This is a genomic window from Bacteroides sp. MSSM.1001136sp1_RTP21357st2_D2_RTP21359_211015 (assembly GCF_040913205.1).
Taxonomy (GTDB): domain Bacteria; phylum Bacteroidota; class Bacteroidia; order Bacteroidales; family Bacteroidaceae; genus Bacteroides; species Bacteroides ovatus.
The window spans coordinates 95,444-117,106 of sequence record NZ_JBDFVF010000003.1; the positions used below are offsets into that span (position 1 = coordinate 95,444).

A 21,663-nucleotide genomic window follows, 5' to 3' on the forward strand; every position below is an offset into this window, starting at 1 on the left:
ACTTTTATGAAGAAAATTTATTTATTATACATTGTACTCATATCACTGGCAACGACCTCATTGATCGGTTGCAGTGACTGGACGGAGTCGGAAGCAAAAACTTTTCCCGAATCGATCGTATCGGATGAATATTATGCGGCCTTGCGTGCCTATAAGCAGACAGATCACCAAGTTGCCTTTGGCTGGTTTGGTGGCTGGAGTGGTGAAGGTGCCTATATGAAAAGCTCTTTAGCCGGTATTCCTGATAGTGTAGATATTGTTTCTATTTGGGGAAATTGGTCGAACATTACAGAAGCTCAAAAAAAAGATCTGCAATTTTGCCAACAAGTTAAAGGAACTCGTTTTACCATGTGTTTTATTATCAGAAGTGTAGGCGATCAAATTACTCCGCAGAATATTCGTGAAAATTGGGAAAATATGGGATTTTCATCCGAAAAAGAAGCTGTGAATGATTTTTGGGAATGGCCTTCCGATGAATCAAATAAGGAAGCAATAGAAGCATCCATTCGCAAATATGCAAGCGCCATTGCCGATACAGTAAACAAATATGGTTACGACGGCTTTGATATCGATTATGAACCTAATTTCGGCAACCCCGGTAATATCGTAGACGAAGACGATAGAATGTTTGCATTTGTTGATGAACTAGGCAAATATTTCGGTCCGAAATCAGGAACAGGTAAATTATTAGTTATCGATGGCGAACCACAGAGCATAACAGGTAGACCTGAAGTCGGGTTATATTTTGACTATTTTATCATTCAGGCTTACAATAATAGTAGTCCTGGCAGTGATTCTAAACTCGATAAACGTCTTATCACAGGCGGCGTAGCAGGTGCAGGACTTGTTCAGACGTATAGCAGTGTCATGTCTGAAGAACAAATCACGAAGATGACCATCATGACCGAGAATTTCGAGGCTACTGATGCTGCTATGGACGGTGGATATGATTACACTGATCGTTATGGTAACAAAATGAAATCTCTCGAAGGAATGGCACGCTGGCAACCAAGTAACGGATTCCGTAAAGGTGGTGCAGGAACCTATCATATGGAAGCAGAGTATGGAACTTCACCAGAATATAAAAATATACGCCGTGCTATTCAAATTATGAACCCGTCATCACATTCATTACTTAAAAATTAATGTAAACTATGAAACGTATGAATTATATAAAAATTTTATGCTTCTCCGCAGTCATAACAGGCTTAGGAAGTATAGTAAGTTGTGGAGATGCAAAATACGATACTTTAGATACACATGCTTATATTGAAGAAGCTCTTTCCAGTACAAGTCAAAAAGTGACCGTACAGGCTACTGGAGAAAGTTTTACTACCCTAAATGTGCATCTTAGTAATCTTTCTTCTACAGACAATCATTATAAATTGGTTACAGATCAATCAGTACTGGACACTTATAACCATATTAATGGAACCGGATATATAATGTTGCCCAAAGATTATTATACGTTGCCGGAAACGATTACTGTAAAAGCAGGACAATATGCAGCCGATGCCCTCCCCATCGCTTTGAAAGCTTTCAGTCAGGAAATGATGAAATCGGGAGAATCATATGCACTGCCTGTAAAACTAGTATTGCAAGATGGAAGTATTTCACCGATGGAAAATACCGGAACCTTTGTTATTTTGGCAGAAAGTATTATCGAATTTTCAGCTCCAATGTTTGTTGGCGCTCCTAGTTTAAAAGCTAATAAATTCACAGAATCTCCCGAAACGTATTCACAATATACGATAGAGGTTCGTTTTCAGGTAGCCAACACAGCTGACCGTGACCGTGCAGTATTTAAGAACGGAGGAGATGATGCAAACTTCATCCTTTTACGTTTTGAGGATCCTCAAAGTGACAATGAAAATTATAAGGCACATTCATTAGTACAGATTGTAGGACGTAACCGGCTTTATTTGAATCCAAGTAATTCTTTCAAGCCAAACGAATGGCAACATTTAGCATTGGTCTGTGATGGTTCCAACTATCGACTTTACATAAACGGAGTTGATTCGGGTGTGTTGAGTATACCAACAGGAGCAACAACTTTCTCTGATGTAAATTGGTTCTGCTTAGGTGATGATTCTTATAGTAGATGGGGAAACTGTAAAATTTTGATGAGTGAAGCACGTATCTGGTCTGTAGTTCGTTCCGCTTCTCAAATTCAAAATAACATGACTCAAGTTAGCCCTAAATCTGTAGGTTTGGAAGCTTATTGGCGATTCAATGAAGGACAAGGCAATGTATTCGAAGATGCAACCGGCAAAGGTCATACATTGACTACTTCTGCTACTCCTACCTGGATTGACGGTATTTTATCTACAGATAAATCTACCGAATGGAAATAGTAATAATTTAATCGTATGTACATATGAAAAATATATTTCAATCACTATCAATAGCAACTCTACTCGGCTTGTTTGTCCCGTTCATTTCGTCCTGTAGCGATGATGAAGACGTTTTTAACGAGTGGAATGCTACGTATGTGTCTCTACAGAGAAATGACTATTTATCGGGGAATGTAAAAAAGTTCAATCTGACTCATGATGCGAATGGAATCGGAGGAGATGAAATTAAGATGGCTTTTACTGTAAAAACACAGAAAGCAGTCTCTACAGATATGGTTATCGCATTAAGTGCAAAAAGTGAAACAGAAGGGCTTGATGCAAGCCAGATCGTTTTAAGTTCCTCACAGGTTACTCTCAAAGAAGGACAGATGACTTCTGAAGAAATCACTGCGACGGTTGATCCGACGATATTTGCCAGTATCATGGAAAAAACAAGTTTCTCTTTCAGTGTCTCAATCAGTAATGTAACTACCAATGATAAGAACACTGTTATTAGCAGTAGTTTAAGTACATTGCCTGTCATTATTAATAAAGCTGCCTATTGTAATCTAAAAAGCGGTATTCCTAGTAATAGCCAACTTATCAGTAATCGCGCCGGCTGGATTATTAATGTAGAAGAAGGAGTAGAAGGCGCACCCAATAATTTAATCGATGGCAAGACTGGAACTGACGTTGCTCTAAATAATAAAGGATTCTGGTTTACTGTTGATTTAGGAGAAGCTAAGGTTTTAACAGGTATCAAAACGAATCATTGGGCCAATGCATATGCTCCTAGAGAAGTGGAAATATTACAGTCTGAAAATGGTACGACATGGAAATCATTGAGTTCATTAGCAATCTCCGGTGGTACACAGAATATTACGTTCATTTCTCCTATTACTACGCGATATCTGAAATATCAGATTATTACTATCTCTACAAACGGTCGTACGGATGTTACAGTATTTAATGTTTACGAACCCAAAAGTGAGTAAGTATTTATGAATAGATAACTATAAAAATATAGAATAGAGGCTATCAAACAGGCCTTAAGTTCATAAAATCACCCTCATTACAATGAACTGCACCCCAAAAGTTGAACACAAAACTTAAGGAGTGCAGTTCAGTCATGTAGTGAGGGTGATTTCTCGTGTTAAAGACTATCTAATCAAATCCCATTCCAATCAGTTTGCCACTACATATATGTGAAATGCCCCCAGAAAGTTATGTATCTAACTTTTGGGAGCACTTCACATCTTTATATAACGAACAAACCTTAATCTGTCAAGATCTAATTAGACAGCCTTTTAGAAACACTAACCTATCTCTTATTTCTTCATCACTCGGACAATCCGTCCGTCTTTCTTATAAGAGAAATGATTGGTATGCATTAATACATTCAGTATCTCATCAGCAGTGCTATCAGTAGAGAATTCACCGGTAAACCGTTCTGATTTCAATGCTTCATCCTTATAGATAAATTTGATGTCGTACAACTTCTCCATAATATTGGTTATTTCCAATAAAGACTGTTGCTTAAATTCCAACTTGCCATTAATCCAGAGAAGCACATCTGTAGGTTGGTTATATTCAATTAACTCTGCTTGATAAGTATCCGTATTTACATTCAATGTCTGTCCCGGTTTCAACAAATAACCATTCTCTTCCGTTCGCGGAGAATCTACCCGTACCAGTCCTTGAAGCAAGGTAGTCACTACCCTATTCTCATCTTGGCGTGCACGCACATTAAATTTCGTACCAAGCACACAAGTCTTGATTTGCTTACTATTTACTATAAATGGAGCATGTTTATCATGAGACACTTCAAAATAGGCTTCACCCGACAAATCGATTTGACGATCCGAACTCCATAAAGAATTATGATAAACTATTTTTGAAGATGCATTCAGCCATACCTTACTACCATCCGGCAACACAGTCTGCGCTCTCTGTCCGGCAGCAGTTATCACCTCATAATCCGAAAGCTTATTAGAAAGTAATCCCCAGGCAATTCCACCGGCAAAAACGAGTCCGGTAAGAAAAGCAGCCGCCACAGTAGCATAACGTCCCCAACGGATTGAAATACTTTTCCGCTTAGCCTTTTTCTCCTTTTCTCTGATAGCTGATTTAAATTGATCCAATGACGCCTCTGTATCTACAGTATTCATCACCGCTATACGCTCACCTACAAAGAGAGTGTAATAAAGTTGCTCCAAAGTTTTCCGGTTTTCCGGCCCTTCCTCGCACCAAGCTTCCACCCGAGCAGCTTCTTCATCATTACATTCACCTTGCAGGTAATTCACCAAGATAGTTTCATCCATGCTCTTTTATCTTTTTACAAAAAAACTATAATATCTTTGTAGTAATACAGTTGTGAGCACAAATATACTAAAGAGAAAAAGAAAAAAATATTTTTTCTCGCATTTTTATTTCATTTATCTACTTCTTTCATTATTTTTGTCTTACATAAATTAAAAGAGAATGTCACAATCTCCGATATATTTGGATATAAATAATAATAAGTCCGTTATCACTGCCCTAAAAGCAGGAGAAGAAAAAGTTTTTGACGTCGTCTACAGACATTACTTCCGTAGGCTATGTGCTTTTTGTTCCCAATATGTAGGCGAGCAGGAAGAAATAGAGGAGATTGTACAAGAAACAATGATGTGGCTGTGGGAAAATCGTTGCACTCTTATGGAAGAGCTGACACTCAAAACACTTCTTTTTACGATTGTCAAGAACAAAGCTCTCAACCGTCTTTCCCATTTTGAGATCAAACGAAAAGTACATCAGGAAATCGTTGATAAATATGATAGTGAGTTCAATAATCCGGACTTCTATTTGAGTGATGAGCTTTTCCGCTTATATGAAGAAGCACTAAAAAAACTTCCGAAAGAATATCTCGAAGCTTACGAGATGAACCGCAATCAACATCTGACACATAAAGAAATTGCCGAGAAGCTGAATGTATCTCCACAAACGATTAATTACAGGATTGGACAAGCCTTAAAGTTATTACGAGTAGCTTTAAAAGACTATCTACCTTTATTCATACTTATTTTCGGACCTAATTTTTTCGAACAATCATGAAATCAAAATTCGTATTTAGTAGTTCAAGCCTGTTTATCGGACTTTTTCTTTTCTTCTTCACTGAAAACGTGTGTTCACAAGAATCCGCTGATAACTGGACTCTTAAACAAGCCCGTCAATGGACACAAAAACAAGAATGGGCAAACGGACTGAAGGCAATGCCTCATAAAACAACCGATTATCAGGAATTTGCGTCACAATATCATAAGAATAAGAAAGTGTGGGACAAGACTTTCCAATGGCTAGCTACCCACGACCTTGCGAATATGCCTGCCGGACGATATGAAGTGGATGGCGAACATTGTTACATCAATGTACAGGATGCAACAACACAAGATGTCAGTAAACGTAAAATCGAAGCACACCGTCATGGTATTGATCTGCAATATGTAGTGAAAGGCACCGAACGTTTCGGAATTACTTCAGCAGAATATGCAGAGCCTATCACCGAATACAAACCGGATGTAACTTTCTACAAAGCCAAGAAAATAAAATATGTAGATTCCACCCCGGACACATTCTTCATGTTCTTCCCCAAAAACTTCCATCAGGCATTGGTAAAGGCAGGGAAAGAACCGGAGGATATACGAGTCATTGTTGCTAAAATCGAATATATCCCATAAACAGAAACATGAGTGAACTTTTAGTCTATAAAGCCTCCGCAGGTTCAGGTAAAACATTTACCCTGGCCGTGGAATACATCAAACTGATCATTCTCAATCCCCGTGCCTATCGGCAAATTCTCGCTGTCACCTTTACCAATAAGGCAACAGCAGAAATGAAGGAACGTATTCTTAGTCAGCTTTACGGCATACAGATAGGTGATAAAGATTCAGAAGCCTATCTCAACCGTATCAAAGAAGAGACTGGAAAAACCGAACAAGAGATACGGGAAGCGGCAGGCGTCGCCCTTAGCTATATGCTGCATGATTACAGCCGGTTCAGAGTAGAGACTATTGACTCATTTTTCCAATCTGTCATGCGTAATCTCGCACGGGAGCTAGAACTTAGCCCGAATCTGAATATCGAGTTAAACAACACCGAAGTTCTTAGTGACGCCGTAGACAGCATGATCGAGAAGTTAGGTCCCACTTCCCCTGTCCTCGCATGGTTATTAGACTATATCAACGAGCGAATTGCCGATGATAAACGGTGGAACGTATCGGATGAAGTCAAAAGTTTCGGACGCAATATTTTCGATGAAGGCTATATTGAAAAAGGAGAAGGACTTCGGCAACGACTACGCAATCCGGACACCATCAAAGAATACCGCAAGCAACTGAAAGCGCTGGAAACGGAAATTCTGGAGCAAATGAAAGGATTCTACGACCAATTCGAAGGAGAACTGGATGGACACGCACTGACTGCTGATGATCTGAAAAACGGTTCACGCGGAATCGGAAGTTATTTTCGTAAACTTAATAATGGTATTTTAGGCAATGATATCCGTAATGCTACAGTAGAAAAATGTCTGGAAGACGCAAAGAACTGGGCAACCAAGACTTCTCCCCGCTACGCGGACATCATTAATTTAGCCAACTCTAGTCTCATGCAAATTCTGGAAGATGCTGAAAAGTTACGTTCCAAGAATAATTTGTTACTGAATAGTTGCCGATTATCCCTGCAACATCTCAACAAAGTGCAACTCCTCGCCAATATCGATGAAGAAGTACGTCAGTTGAATCACGACAACAATCGTTTTCTATTATCAGATACGAATGCCCTGCTCCATCAACTGGTGAAAGACGGTGACTCCTCTTTTGTATTCGAAAAGATAGGAACGAATATCCATAACGTCATGATAGATGAGTTTCAGGATACCAGCCGGATGCAATGGGGAAATTTCAAATTGCTCTTACTGGAAGGATTGTCTCAAGGAGCAGACAGTTTGATTGTAGGAGACGTTAAACAATCCATTTATCGTTGGCGAAATGGCGATTGGGGAATTCTCAACAGCCTGAATAATCACATCGAACATTTCCCGATCCGCGTCAAGACATTAGCTACCAACCGGAGAAGTGCAACCAATGTTATCCGGTTTAATAACCAAATCTTCACAGCTGCCGCCAACTATCTGAACGGAGTATATAAGCAACAGTTAGGCAAGGATTGTGAGGATCTGCAGAAAGCCTATGCCGACGTTGTGCAGGAATCTCCCCGAAGTACAGAAAAAGGATATGTAAAAGTCTCTTTTCTCGAACCCGACGAAGAACATGGTTATACCGAACAGACATTAATCAGTCTGGGAGAAGAAGTGCAACATCTCCTCACCTCCGGAGTACGACTGAATGATATAGCCATCCTGGTACGAAAAAATAAAAGTATTCCCCGAATCGCCGACTACTTCGATAAGGAGCTACACTATAAAGTGGTATCAGACGAAGCCTTCCGCCTTGACGCCTCTCTTGCCATTTGTATGATGCTGGATGCACTGCGATTCCTTTCCGATGAAAATAATAAAATAGCACGTGCCCAACTGGCCGTAGCCTATCAAAACGAGGTTTTACAGAAAGGACTGGATTGGAATACTCTCCTACTCCTCCCTGCCGAGAATTATCTTCCCGCCGCTTTTCTTGAAAAGACAAAGGAACTAAGGCTAATGCCTCTTTATGAGCTTTTAGAAGAACTTTTCAGCATATTCGAGATGAATCTTATCAAAGATCAGGATGCTTATTTATTCGCTTTCTTTGATGCGGTGACCGATTATCTGCAAAGCAACTCTTCCGAGCTAGACGGATTCATCCGGTATTGGGACGAAACATTATGCAGTAAAACAATTCCGAGTGGAGAAGTAGAAGGTATCCGGATTTTCTCCATACACAAATCCAAAGGATTGGAATTCCATACCGTACTCCTTCCTTTCTGCGACTGGAAACTGGAGAATGAAACCAATAATCAGCTAGTATGGTGTGCCCCGCAAACAGCACCATTCAATACATTGGATATTCTTCCTATTAACTATTCCACCCAAATGGCTGAATCGATTTATGGTAACGACTACCTGCAAGAACGTCTTCAACTTTGGGTAGATAATCTCAATCTACTATACGTTGCTTTTACCCGCGCTGGAAAAAATCTCATTATCTGGAGTAGAAAAAGTCAAAAAGGTACCATGTCCGAACTATTGGCAAACACCCTACCGATAGTAGCCCAAGAAGAAGGGATTGACTGGGAAGAAGACTGTTACGAGCAAGGACAACTATGCCCTTCCGAAAAAGAAAGAATCAAGACATCCACAAACAAGCTAACCCAGAAACCAGAGAAACTCCCTATTCGGATGGAATCCATGCGGCATGATATTGAATTTCGTCAGTCCAACCGCTCTGCTGACTTCATTCAGGGCATTGAAGAAGAAGATTCGGACGACCGCTTTATCAACCGCGGACGTATGTTACATACTTTATTTTCTGTCATCGAAACTGCAGAAGATATCGATCCAGCCATTGAACGGCTTATTTTTGAAGGAGTTATCAGAAATGATGAGAAAGAAAAAGTGGCTCGTGAAGTTGCAAAGAAAGCTTTTTCTTCTCCTGAAATTCAAGATTGGTATTCCGGAAAATGGACACTCTTTAATGAATGTGCTATTATCTATAAAGAAAAAGGAGTTCTGCAAACCCGTCGTCCGGATCGTGTAATGATGAAGGACGATCAGGTTGTTGTAGTCGATTTCAAGTTTGGTAAGGAAAATCCTAAATATAACAAACAAGTGAAAGGATATATGCAACTTCTTACCAAGATGGGATATAAAAATATCACCGGCTACTTGTGGTATGTGGATGAAGAAAAAATAGAAAAAGTATGAAAGCTGTTCCTCTCATCGGCATTGCCCGTCATCGACTAACGATTGACGGTGAAGGAGTTACAACATTAGTTGCTTTCCATGGCTGTCCGTTGCGTTGCAAATATTGTCTCAATCCGACATCTTTGCAGCCCGATGGTGTTTGGGAGAGCTATGATTGTAACCAGCTCTACGAGGAAGTACGCAAAGATGAACTTTATTTCCTGGCGAGTTGCGGAGGAGTCACATTTGGCGGTGGAGAACCTTTGTTACAAAGCGAATTTATCAGGCAATTCCGCCAACTCTGTGGCCCGGAATGGAGAATCACTGTCGAAACCTCTCTCAATGTTCCGCAACAGAATGTAGAAGAACTGATTTCTATTATAGACAATTACATAGTCGACATCAAAGATATGAATAATAACATCTATCAGCGATATACCGGAAAGAATAATGAAAACGTCTTAAGTAATTTGCGATATTTAATCGGGAAAGACAAAGCCAAGCAAATCGTTATCCGGACACCACTCATCCCTTCCTATAATACGGAGAAGGATATTGACCAAAGCATAGAACTTTTGAAAGAAATGGGAATCACCCAATTCGACCGATTCACCTATAAAACCCCTAATGATTAATGCCATGGCAAGAGGAAAACAAACCTGTAAAATCTTAAAAGAGATTCGTCGGCAGATAGCCGAAGCGAATGATATTGAATTCATTACCTCTGAATGTCAGTATCAGGGAGATTGTTTGGGTACTTGCCCCAAATGCGAAGCTGAAGTTCGATATTTGGAGCAACAGCTTGAACGAAAACGCCGTGTAGGTAAGGCCATCACTCTGTTTGGACTATCAACTGGTATACTTACAATAATACCTCCTACTTCATTGGACGCAGAAACACTGCAATGCCCTAAAATGAATTGGACCATTACTGCTGACAGCCTGATACAAGAAAAAGACATGAAAGGGGAAGCCCCCTTTTATGGTCCGGAAAAGCTACCGGAATTTCCCGGAGGAACAGAAAAATTTATAGAATTTCTGAAAGAAAATCTTCGTTATTCAGAAATAGATAGTATTGCTAATAATACATACACTGATGTAAAATTCACTATAGATTATGACGGACAAGTTATCAACCCTAAGATTACCCGCAAGATACACCCCAAAGTTGAAGCTGAAATATTAAGGGTCATGTCTCTCATTCCTCGTTGGACACCCGGCATATTGGCAAATGAGACAGTACAAGTGACATACAATCTGATGCTTTCATTCAGTGCGATGTATGGCCCGGAATTGAGAATCACTTATACTCGTATAAACTATCCTGACGTTTATGAGGAAGTAGCTGTTATGCCCGAATTTCCTGGAGGACAGAAAGCTCTCATGGTATTTCTTGCAAAAAAGATTCAACACCCTAATGCAGGATTAGGAGGTAATGGTGTACAGGGGCGTACTATTATTCAGTTCATCGTTGATAAGGAAGGAAATATAGTCAAACCAAAAGTTGTACGCGGCGTAGATCCTTATCTAGACAAAGAAGCTTTACGTGTCATTAATCAAATGCCTAAATGGAAACCGGGAGAATTGGAAGATGGTACTAAAGTTGCCGTTTATTTCACCGTTCCTGTTATGTTCCGATTACAATAAATACAAGAATCAGAAAAATAGTTTAATCAATATGCAATCATTTCTCCAACTAGTCGCTCATGATTTATATACCAAGATAGGAAACGACCTGTCACGTACGGTACTCGTTTTCCCTAATAAACGTGCTAACTTGTTCTTCAATGAATATTTAGCAGGAGAATCCGATAAACCGATCTGGTCACCAGCTGCCATGAGTATCAGCGACCTGTTTCAGAAACTATCCGTACAGAAAAGCGGCGATCCTATTCGATTGGTCTGCGAACTTTATAAAGTGTTCAAAGAGGAAACACGGAGTCAGGAAACATTGGACGATTTCTACTTCTGGGGCGAATTGTTGATTAGTGATTTTGATGATGTAGATAAGAATATGGTCGATGCCGACAAATTATTCAGCAATCTACAAGATTTGAAAAATCTGATGGATGACTATGAATTCCTTGACAAAGAGCAGGAAGAAGCCATACAACAGTTTTTTCAGAATTTCTCCATTGAAAAACGGACCGAACTAAAAGAAAAATTTATTTCCCTTTGGGACAAGCTAGGTACTATCTACCATCGTTACCGTGCGAACCTGACAGAGTTAGGCATTGCTTACGAAGGCATGCTCTACCGGAACGTGATCGAACAACTCGATACCGACCAACTCAAATACGACAAATACATATTTGTCGGGTTCAATGTTTTGAACAAAGTAGAAAGTGACTTTTTCAGAAAACTGAAAGATGCGGGCAAGGCACTCTTCTATTGGGACTATGATATCTTCTACACCCAACAAATCAAAAAACATGAGGCCGGAGAATTCCTGAAACGTAATCTCGAGGAATTTCCGAACGAACTCCCGGAAAGCTTTTTCAACACCTTTAAAGAACCGAAGAAAATACGTTATATTTCCGCTTCTACCGAGAATGCCCAAGCACGTTTCCTTCCCGGATGGATTAAGGCGATAACAAACGATCATTCACAAATTACCGTAGAAAAGGAAAAAGAAAATGCTGTAGTGCTTTGTAATGAAGCTCTGTTGCTTCCCGTACTTCATTCCATTCCGCAGGAAGTGAAGAATGTCAATATCACCATGGGATTCCCATTGGCTCAAACTCCTGTTTATAGCTTTATCAATGCCGTAATGGAACTGCAAACCAATGGTTACCGCTCCGATACCGGCCGATTCACTTACGAGGCAGTATCCGCCATATTGAAGCATCCCTATACCCAGCAATTATCATCCCATGCCGGTCCCCTGGAACGTGAACTGACCCAAACAAACCGTTTTTATCCACTTCCGTCAGAACTTAAACAGGATGATTTTCTAACTACCCTCTTCACTCCCCGTAATGGTATAAAAGAACTATGCGATTATCTGATCGAATTAATCAAAAACATTTCAACCATTTATCGGAAAGAAGGAGAATACAATGATATCTTCAATCAACTATATAGAGAATCGCTCTTTCAAAGCCATACCAAAATCAACCGTCTCTACAGTTTGATTGAAAGCGGAGAACTAAATATACGCACCGATACTCTGAAACGACTGATTACCAAAGTACTGACATCTTCTAACATTCCTTTCCACGGAGAACCTGCTATCGGAATGCAAGTCATGGGAGTATTGGAAACACGTAATCTGGACTTCCGGAATCTCATTATATTGTCTCTCAACGAAGGACAACTTCCAAAATCCGGAGGAGATTCCTCTTTTATTCCCTATAATCTCCGGAAAGCATTTGGCATGACCACTATCGAACACAAAAATGCAGTGTATGCCTACTACTTTTATCGACTGATACAACGGGCAGAGAATATCACGCTACTCTACAATACTTCTTCGGACGGTCTCAACCGTGGAGAAGAATCCCGCTTCATGCTGCAATTACTTGTAGAAGGTCCACATGATATCACTCGCGAGTATCTGGAAGCCGGACAATCTCCGCAAAGTACCCAAGAGATACGAGTAGAAAAAACACCTGAAGTACTAAGACGAATCTATCGTGCTTACGATAGCACTCATCCAAATTCACTGGTTCTCTCTCCTTCCGCCCTTAATGCTTATCTGGATTGCCGGTTGAGATTCTACTACCGCTATGTAGCGGGCTTGAAAACACCGGACGAAGTGAGTGCTGAAATTGATTCCGCTCTATTCGGAACCATTTTCCACCTCTCCGCCCAATTAGCATACACCGACCTGACTGCAACCGGAAAAACGATACAGAAAGAAGATCTTGAACGCTTATTACGCAATGACGTGAAGCTACAAAGCTACGTTGACCAAGCCTTCAAAAAAGAATTATTCAAAGTTTCTCCCGAAGAAAAACCGGAATATAACGGCATACAACTTATCAACTCCAAAGTAATTGTTTCCTATCTGAAACAATTGCTGCGTAACGACCTTCAATATACTCCTTTCGAAATGGTCGCTATGGAAAAGAAAGTTTCAGAAGAGATTACTATACAAACAGGACAAGGACCGTTCACTCTCCGTCTGGGTGGCACAATCGACCGTATGGATGCAAAAGAAAGTACCCTGCGGATTGTTGACTACAAAACAGGAGGAAGCCCTAAAATACCTGCTAATATCGAGCAACTGTTCACCCCATCGGAAACACGCCCGAACTATATCTTCCAGACTTTTCTGTATGCTGCTATCATGAGCCGGCAACAATCGTTAATGGTAGCTCCTGCTCTGCTCTACATCCACCGGGCAGCATCGGAAAACTATTCGCCTGTTATTGAAATGGGAGAACCTCGTAAACCGAAAATACCGGTAAACAACTTCGCTTTCTTTGAAGATGAATTCCGTGAACGCCTGCAAACATTATTAGAAGAAATATTCAGCGAAGAAGAGCCTTTTACGCAGACAGAAGATACTAAAAAATGTTCGTATTGCGATTTTAAGGCTATCTGCAAACGATAAACCGAAAATAGAATATACCAATTAAATAAGGGCACGATTTACATATTCATGCAAACCGTGCCCTTATTATTTCTAGTCGTATTATCTATAGTTATCTTATTTCTCCAACAATGGAATTGAGAAACTAAATGTAGACCCGTCTCCCTTCTTTGAAGTAAACCAAAGTTTACCGCCATTTTTGACAACAAAGTCCTGACACAATAACAATCCGAGTCCCGAACCTTCTTCATTGTTTGTACCAAAGGTACTGAAATGAGTATCGGTATGCAGCAACTTCTTCTGATTTTCGTCATCAATACCGCAACCACTGTCTTTCACACTTACGATTGCCATACCGTCTTCTTCTGCCAGTGACACCACTACTTCCGAACCTTCATTGCTAAACTTAATCGCATTACTGATTAAATTACGAATCACCGTCTTAATCATGTCAATATCAGCACGAACAGCCACATTCTCTACAGGCACATCTTGTACTATCTTAATATTTTTCAGACTGGCCACCATCGTAAAGATTTCACTTACGCCCTCTACGACTTCCACCATATTAATATCCTGATAAACCACTTTCAGTTTACCAATCTGGCTCTTCGTCCATTTCAGCAGATTATCAAGCAATGAGAATACATCTTCTGTTGTCTGATTAGCCATTGTCAGCAATTCATACATCTCATCACCAATTGTTTCGCTTGGCAGATTCAGAATCAGCATATTCAGCACCATCTTGATAGATCCCATTGGTGAACGCAAGTCATGTGCAATCACAGAATAGAGTTTGTCGCGTCCCATGATCGTCTTACGCAACTCTTCCGTTTGTGCAACAATGATTCTTTTCGCTGCAACCAACGAAATCTGGTGCGTCACACGAATAATCAATTCTTCTTTATTGAATGGCTTTGAAATAAAGTCATTACCACCCACCTGAAATCCTTTTACGATATCCGCCGTACTATTTAGAGCAGTCAGGAAGATAATGGGAATTTCAGCCATTTCGGGGTCTGCTTTCATTTGTTGAGCTACCTCAAAGCCACTGATATCCGGCATCATTACATCCAGTAATACAAGATCCGGATTTTCCTTCTTCACTTGTTCCAACGCCTGTGTTCCATTACCGGCAGTCACAATTTTGAATTTCTCGTTGGTCAAAAGTACCTTTAATAAAAGGACGTTTGATATTACATCGTCCACAATAAGGACTTTATATTCAGAAGGATTAATTTCCATATTCATAATTTTCTTTTTTTATGCTTCAGACATTTTTAAAATATTCAATCATACGCTTCAGCCCCTCTTCAAGTTCAACAGTAGGCTGCCAGCCCAATTTCTCTTTAGCCAATGTAATATCCGGTTGGCGTTGCTTCGGATCATCATCCGGTAAAGACTTAAATACAATCTTCGAAGATGAACCGGTCATACTAATGATCCTTTCCGCCAATTCCAATACCGGAAATTCATTCGGATTCCCCAGGTTTATAGGACCTGTAAACTCGTCCTCCGTATTCATCATTCTTATCATTCCTTCAATCAAATCATCAATATACTGGAAGCTGCGTGTCTGCTTCCCATCACCATATATTGTTATATCTTCATTATTCAACGCTTGAAGAATAAAATTAGAAACAACCCGTCCGTCATTCGGCAACATTCGCGGACCATACGTATTAAAAATACGGATAATCTTCACACGCACATTATTCTGACGGTGATAATCCATAAATAATGTTTCTGCGCAACGCTTTCCCTCATCATAGCAAGACCGGTAACCTACCGGATTCACATTTCCCCAATAGCTTTCCGGTTGCGGATGAACGATTGGATCTCCATATACCTCACTCGTAGAAGCTTGCAGAATCTTGGCATCCAGTCTCATTGCCAATCCCAGCATATTAATGGCTCCCATCACAGATGTTTTGGCAGTTTGAATCGGGTCATGTTGATAATGAATGGGAGATGCCGGACAAGCCAAATTATAAATTTCATCTACTTCAGCCGAATAAGGATAAGTGACATCATGCCTCACCACCTCAAAATGATGATTATCCATCAAGTGAATGATATTATCTTTCGAACCCGTAAAAAAATTATCCAGGCATATCACGTCGTGACCTTCGTTTATAAGCCGAGTACAGAGATGAGAGCCTATAAAACCGGCTCCGCCACTTACCAATATTCTTTTCATTCTAAATATTTCTATTGTTTACTAAAGAGACGCTGTCTCTTCGTTTTGTTTATGGTCACAAATGTAACCGATTTGCTTAAAATAAACAATTTTCGGAGAGGATATTTTAAAAAAAAGCAGATTTAAATAGTTTCAATTTCCGAAACAACTTGCCACTGACAAATGTTTATAATAGAAAAGTATTATTTATTAGAACTATTATGATGACAAATAATCCAAATGCAAACCTCATAGAAGCGATGAAGGAAAAGCTTCCGCTCAAAGGACAACTGGCAGATATGTTAATGGACACGCTATACATAGGAAAAGAGGCAGTATACAGAAGATTGCGCGGTGAAGTACCTTTCACCTTACAAGAGTCGGCTCTTATTTCAAGAAAACTGGGTATATCGCTAGACAAGATTATAGGACTAAGTTTCAAATCGAACGCCATGTTTAATATAAACATTGTAGATTATGACGACCCGTTCGAGAGTTACTACAATATCCTTGAAAAATATGTCTCGCTAATCAATACGATGCCGGATGACCCGAATTCTGTAATGGGAACTTCTGCCAACATTATTCCCCAGACTCTCTATCTGAAACATGAACTTCTGGCAAAATTCCGTTTATTCAAATGGATGTACCAGAATAAATATATTGATTGCAAGAGTTTCGAAGAATTGGATATTCCACCGAAACTGGTCAATATCCAGAAAGACTATGTAGCAATGACACGTCATATCCACTCCATAGACTATATATGGGATAATATGATTTTCCAACACCTTATCAACGATATCCAATACTTCGCCAGCATCCATCTCATTTCCGACGAAACAAAAGAAGAAATCAAAAATGAATTATTCTTATTGGCGGACGAACTGGAAGAACTGGCTATCAATGGCAAGACAGCCGATGGCAATCGTGTACGCATCTATGTGTCGAATATCAACTTCGAGGCAACATATAGCTATGTAGACACCAATAACCTGCAAATGAGCCTCATACGTATTTATTCCATCAACTCCATTACCACGATGGACAACGAAATTTTCTGTACCTTGAAAGAATGGATTCAACCTCTGAAAAAGTTCTCCACTTTGATATCCGAAAGCGGTGAAATGCAGCGTATTCAATTCTTCAAGCAACAGCGAGAAATTATTGACGCTCTTTAATTTTATTTTCGCAGATTAGAACTTCAAAAAAAAATCAGTTCCAATAAATGAAAGTAGATAAGATTCTTATCTACTTTTTTTCATTCCCTGTCCTCACCGCTTCCGTTTGATTCCCAATCAGAAAAAGACACATACATTCATCTCTGTTTTTCCACACAAATCTTTCAAACACAAGACGTAATTTTGCATAGAATGTATCACAAAGATTATTAACATTAAAATTAAAGGAACAAACAATGAAAAATGGTATTCTAAACGAATTAATATCTACAATGAAGGAGCGAATTCCTCAAGATATGAATCTGGCCAATACTTTGGCTGACATTTTATGCATGGGAAAGGAAGCTGTCTATCGCAGATTGAGAGGTGAGGTGTCTTTTACAATAGACGAAGTAGCGCTGCTTTCTCAAAAACTCGGTATTTCTATCGACCAGATTGTCGGTAGCCATGTATCTAATAAAGTTACTTTCGACCTGAACTTACTTCATGCCACTAGTGCGCTGGAAAGTTATTACGAAATAATCAACCGTTATCTGCAAATTTTCGACTATGTGAAAACAGATAATACGACGGAGGTGTATACTGCATCCAATTCCCTTCCCTTTACACTTTATTCTTCCTATGAGAATTTGTCTAAATTCCGTCTTTGCCGATGGATGTATCAGAATGGAGATATAAAGACGCCACATTCTTTGGAAGACATGTCTGTGGATGAACGGATCGTCAATGTGCATAAGAAGTTGAGTGAAAGTATAAGACAGTGTCCAAAAACGTTTTTCATCTGGGACACAAATATCTTTTATTCTTTTGTGAAAGAGATCAAGTACTTTGCCAGCCTGAATCTGATAAACAAGGACGATGTCATGCATTTGAAAGAAGAACTTCTTCAGTTACTTGGCGTGGTAGAACATCTTTCCATAAAGGGAGAGTTCAGCGAAAACAAGAAAGTGTCTTTCTATCTGTCCAATATCAGTTTCGAAGCCACTTACAGCTATATCGAGAAACATGATTACCAAGTCAGTCTGCTGCGGGTATATTCTATCAACTCGATGGATTCGCAAAGCTCATATATCTGCCAGATGCAACGCAATTGGATTCAATCGTTGAAGCGCCACTCTATTCTGGTTTCGGAAAGTGGAGAAGCACAGCGTATTGCTTTCTTGCAAAAGCAGTTGGAAGTTATCAATACGTTGTAAACAAAGGGAAACACACTAAACATTGTGGATTCTAGGAATAAAAAGAAAAGGATTTAATAGACGAGCTGTATCAGAATGAAGACAAACAACATTCTGATACAGTTCTTTTAGCTTTTATTCTATTGTGCGCACACAACGATACCAAGCCCAAGTTGTGGACTCTACCGTAGCCCATGCGCCGAATTCACCATTATTATGTCCGACCAGCCAATAGTTGCTATCGCGTGAAGTCAATGTCCAGTGCACAGTACTAATCTTCTCGAATCCGTTCCCTGTCCAAGTAGTCGAGTCACCGAAACCTTGGTTTTCGATATTGGTTACAGCCCCTCCCATACTAAGTACTAAATACATCTCACGCTGAGTAGGTAGACGCCAGCCACTCCCTTTGCTTTCGCATGCCGCTTTTGCTTCCGCCCAAGTTTTACCATTACTACTGGAATTTTCAATCTGAAACTTAGGAGCAACCTTATTCATTGCGCCACTTGTATCCGGAGTTTCACCTGAAGCAAATAACACCGAAGGATCTGTTCCTCCACTGGCATCGCGAGAGACAATAGTGACCCCCGAGGATTCTACCATCAAATAAGGGTACTTCTTTCCGCTATTTGTATTATCCCTTACGCAACGAAAATAATTATTATTACTAACAGGTGCGGAATCCGGATAACCTGCCGACATTTCCATCCCAAAACGTGTTGTAGAGCCTTTAGCCTCATAGTATGATGAAGACCAGTAGTTACCTGTCCAGTTTTGATACCACCCATATATATTCTGACCGTCATGATAATTACTGTTAATCGCATTACCACCCAAAGCATTTTCATAGACAAATGACAGCAACAGTTCACTAGCAGTAGGCAGACGCCAACCATCGCCTATATTCCTACAGATATCCTCCGCATCGGCTACATTTTCCAATCGCCCCACACTTTGGTTAGTTCCGTTATAATATCTCCTATTATCAAACCGAAGCGGATAAAGATAGAAAAGAGGTTCCCCGGCAGTTGTGTAAGATTTGGTTTCGGACACCATCTGAAGGTCAATCGTACGATAAAACGGGAATTCTTCATCCGCCACGGTATGCATTACATTTCTGAACGTGATTCTTATCGTTCCGCTTTTTCCTTCTTTCCACTTGCCGGGGTGAAGCTTCAGCCTGAAATCGTATCCATGACCAACCACATCATTTCCCTTGCCGTCATCATAGCCTATGATAGACTCAAGATACATCTTGTCGTCCGCATTCTTTCTACCTATAATTACATCATTATCCGAATCGGTCCGAATCAGTCCGGTGCCATCATTGTTCGTTATATTCAATTCCTCAATATCCATAATTTCCCAATTGTTATTGACAAACAATTGCAAGTATTGTTCCGCACCCAGATTGACTTTATAAGTACGACTATTGACTGTAGTGGAAAGATATCGGAGTGAAAACTCCAGCTCCCCCTGATTGATGGGGAATTGTACTTGAGTAAGGTATCCTTCCTTATCGTACAGGTCGAACAACATAAAGTCCCAACGCCACCACCAGCCTGCACCATCTTCAACAGTACCATCGCCTGCTCTTCGCGGATTAGGCTGTATGGTAAACGCCTGTACTCTTTCACTGAACGGTATCGCATTCGTCCTGTCTAATTGCGGAACCAAACCGCCGGCATTATATTGGACCATATTGACACCGCCAGTGCCATAAAGCTTACCTTCTATCCTATCCACAGAAAACATGACATACACCGTCTGCGGTTCGAGAGGGAGTTCGTCGCCATCAGGATTTCGAATTGGAAAAAAAAGACCTCTCTCCAACACATTTCCGTATGCATCGACAAATTTGATAATTCCCGGATCTATTGTATACTGCGTCACTTCAATATTGTGAGTCAGGCGCCCTGCCGTCAACGTAACAGTAGCCTTACGCCCAACACCAATATTTTCATTATTAAAATATGGAATCTTCAATTTGAGTTGGGTATCATCGTTTGCAATGCCCGATGCCGCATCAGCTCCACCTTCAAATTTGAGCCAGTCGTTCCCTGCAGTAATGGTGGCCTTCCAGCCTCCGGGACTGTCAGTAAAAACGTCTATAGCATAACTATTATTCTGGTATTGAGTTACAGCGACCTCCGATTCACCCACTCCAAGCATATATTGCCCATTGTAGACTATATCTTTGACCTTATCACGATCATAGTGTATCAACCGGAATTTCAGGTTGGACATGACTGTATATGATGCCAGCGCCTCGCTAAAACTTTTATAACCGGTTCCCAATGCTTGGGTAATGGTAATGATGTATTTATGGTTTCGCTTCAAAGGCAAATATTCCACCTGCTCTCCTGTATTTCCGTTTTTGGTAAAATCCACCCGGTAAAATGTCGATTCACCCGTACCGTTCCTTCCTTTCACAATCAGGCAAGTAGCATCCTTACGGCTCGCTTCTCCGTCTGCTCCCGCACCACCGGCATCCTCTGCCGCCAGGGATTCAAATGTATAAATCTCCCCATCGTAGGGTGTGTTACCATTTACGGAATAACGGATTGCATCCCCTTCCTCCGTCATTTTACCACTGCCCGTGGGGAGAACAGGAGTATCCGGAGCCGGTTCAGTAACCTGCCCGTTCGTGTTCCATGCCGGAGCAATATATCCGGTGGTATTGTAATTGGCCAGGTAAACCTCTTCGACCGTGAAATTTGAAGTGACACTGTTATTACGGATATCAATACGCGCCAGCATACGTTTCATATTTATGCCGGTTATCGGATCCATCGAAGGAGTGATTTTGCTTATTACCTTCTCCCCGTACATCGGAATCCGCGTATACCCACCAGTTGTCGAGCCATCTGCCAACCATTTGCCGGTCTGGGTGTGGAGCATCTTTTCCATTGCCTCAACCTTGGTGGTCGCTCCCTTCGTGAAGCCCGACACAATATTATCAAGTTCCTTATTTGCCACAACCACGATGCAGGTAGATGCGGTAGTGGGAGAAAGCACAGCAGAGAAACTCACAGTGGAATTGTCAGCCAAGTCCTGAGTGACTCCTGTAGCGCTGCCCCATTCCAGAAATACTGCCGGTGTTTTTGACATATCAAAAACAAGAATATCCACCGTTTTTATTTCGTCTTCTTTCTTTGCTGTTCCCGTTCCGGTCATCGTACGCGAAGATACGGACGGGAGGTTTACATCGGGAACCGTTAATGTAAAGCGAATACCGTTTCCTGCCGGAGAAGGCGTCGACTCAAATTCTTCCTGTACGCATCCGGTAAGCCATACCGTCATCAACAGAACAGACAAAAGATAGCACTTTCTTTTTATTGAAAACCCATATTGCATATTTCTATTTCCTTTCCTTAAACTTTGATATTG

The 21,663-nt window shown here is 40.5% G+C and carries 15 protein-coding genes; 11 read left to right on the forward strand and 4 right to left on the reverse strand.

The annotated features are described in order from the left end of the window. Positions 1 to 6 precede the first annotated feature (6 nt). The 3 genes from AB5217_RS03510 to AB5217_RS03520 are packed head-to-tail and all read left to right on the forward strand — an operon-like array spanning position 7 to position 3,328. Positions 7 to 1,146, forward strand: a complete 1,140-nt coding sequence (locus tag AB5217_RS03510; RefSeq protein ID WP_004300462.1) for a glycoside hydrolase family 18 — start codon at positions 7 to 9, stop codon at positions 1,144 to 1,146. Positions 1,147 to 1,154: 8 nt separating this feature from the next. Then, the gene (locus tag AB5217_RS03515) at positions 1,155 to 2,354 is read left to right on the forward strand and encodes a DUF1735 and LamG domain-containing protein (RefSeq protein WP_008999501.1); all 1,200 of its coding nucleotides are present in this window, start codon (positions 1,155 to 1,157) and stop codon (positions 2,352 to 2,354) included. Between the two features lie 23 nt (positions 2,355 to 2,377). Then, positions 2,378 to 3,328, forward strand: a complete 951-nt coding sequence (locus AB5217_RS03520) for a DUF4999 domain-containing protein (RefSeq protein WP_032845044.1) — start codon at positions 2,378 to 2,380, stop codon at positions 3,326 to 3,328. A gap of 333 nt (positions 3,329 to 3,661) precedes the next feature. Here the strand turns inward: AB5217_RS03520 and AB5217_RS03525 are convergent, their stop codons facing one another. Then, positions 3,662 to 4,654 carry a FecR family protein gene (locus AB5217_RS03525; protein ID WP_004306246.1) on the reverse strand — a complete coding sequence of 331 codons (993 nt, stop codon included), beginning with the start codon at positions 4,652 to 4,654 and terminating at the stop codon, positions 3,662 to 3,664. A gap of 160 nt (positions 4,655 to 4,814) precedes the next feature. Here AB5217_RS03525 and AB5217_RS03530 point away from each other — a divergent pair, with 160 nt between their 5' ends. From AB5217_RS03530 to AB5217_RS03555, 6 genes are read left to right on the forward strand one after another with little or no spacing between them, the layout of a single operon-like run. Continuing rightward, entirely contained in the window at positions 4,815 to 5,423 is a 609-nt protein-coding gene (locus AB5217_RS03530; RefSeq protein WP_004300457.1) for an RNA polymerase sigma-70 factor, read from the forward strand. Next, entirely contained in the window at positions 5,420 to 6,046 is a 627-nt protein-coding gene (locus AB5217_RS03535) for a YhcH/YjgK/YiaL family protein (protein ID WP_032845045.1), read from the forward strand. Before AB5217_RS03530 ends, AB5217_RS03535 begins: the two co-directional genes overlap by 4 nt. Before the next feature lie 8 nt (positions 6,047 to 6,054). Next, on the forward strand, positions 6,055 to 9,225 hold the full coding sequence (locus AB5217_RS03540) for a UvrD-helicase domain-containing protein (protein ID WP_368112648.1): 3,171 nt from the start codon (positions 6,055 to 6,057) through the stop codon (positions 9,223 to 9,225). Further along, a complete protein-coding gene (locus AB5217_RS03545; RefSeq protein ID WP_004300454.1) occupies positions 9,222 to 9,839 on the forward strand; it encodes a radical SAM protein in 618 nt (205 codons plus the stop codon). The genes AB5217_RS03540 and AB5217_RS03545 overlap by 4 nt, the downstream gene beginning before the upstream one ends. Continuing rightward, complete coding sequence (locus tag AB5217_RS03550) at positions 9,832 to 10,851, forward strand: energy transducer TonB (RefSeq protein ID WP_004308169.1); 1,020 nt, start codon at positions 9,832 to 9,834, stop codon at positions 10,849 to 10,851. Before AB5217_RS03545 ends, AB5217_RS03550 begins: the two co-directional genes overlap by 8 nt. A gap of 31 nt (positions 10,852 to 10,882) precedes the next feature. After that, complete coding sequence (locus AB5217_RS03555; RefSeq protein WP_004300452.1) at positions 10,883 to 13,762, forward strand: PD-(D/E)XK nuclease family protein; 2,880 nt, start codon at positions 10,883 to 10,885, stop codon at positions 13,760 to 13,762. A 96-nt stretch (positions 13,763 to 13,858) separates the two neighbouring features. On the opposite strand, the gene AB5217_RS03560 is transcribed toward AB5217_RS03555, so the two are convergent. Together AB5217_RS03560 and AB5217_RS03565 are read right to left on the reverse strand one after the other, a co-directional pair. Next, complete coding sequence (locus AB5217_RS03560; RefSeq protein ID WP_004300451.1) at positions 13,859 to 14,992, reverse strand: hybrid sensor histidine kinase/response regulator; 1,134 nt, start codon at positions 14,990 to 14,992, stop codon at positions 13,859 to 13,861. A 19-nt stretch (positions 14,993 to 15,011) separates the two neighbouring features. Then, positions 15,012 to 15,941, reverse strand: coding sequence for a UDP-glucuronic acid decarboxylase family protein (locus tag AB5217_RS03565; RefSeq protein ID WP_004300450.1), 930 nt, complete (start codon positions 15,939 to 15,941; stop codon positions 15,012 to 15,014). Between the two features lie 200 nt (positions 15,942 to 16,141). On the opposite strand from AB5217_RS03565, the gene AB5217_RS03570 reads away from it, so the two are divergent. Continuing rightward, positions 16,142 to 17,101 (forward strand): hypothetical protein, encoded by a 960-nt coding sequence (locus AB5217_RS03570; RefSeq protein ID WP_032845048.1) that lies wholly within the window; start codon positions 16,142 to 16,144, stop codon positions 17,099 to 17,101. Between the two features lie 236 nt (positions 17,102 to 17,337). Further along, positions 17,338 to 18,297: a hypothetical protein gene (locus AB5217_RS03575; protein ID WP_004306253.1), complete on the forward strand. Its 960-nt coding sequence runs from the start codon at positions 17,338 to 17,340 to the stop codon at positions 18,295 to 18,297. A gap of 114 nt (positions 18,298 to 18,411) precedes the next feature. Here AB5217_RS03575 and AB5217_RS03580 read toward each other — a convergent pair whose 3' ends face one another. Further along, positions 18,412 to 21,630: a fimbrial protein gene (locus AB5217_RS03580; RefSeq protein WP_032854705.1), complete on the reverse strand. Its 3,219-nt coding sequence runs from the start codon at positions 21,628 to 21,630 to the stop codon at positions 18,412 to 18,414. Positions 21,631 to 21,663 lie beyond the last annotated feature (33 nt).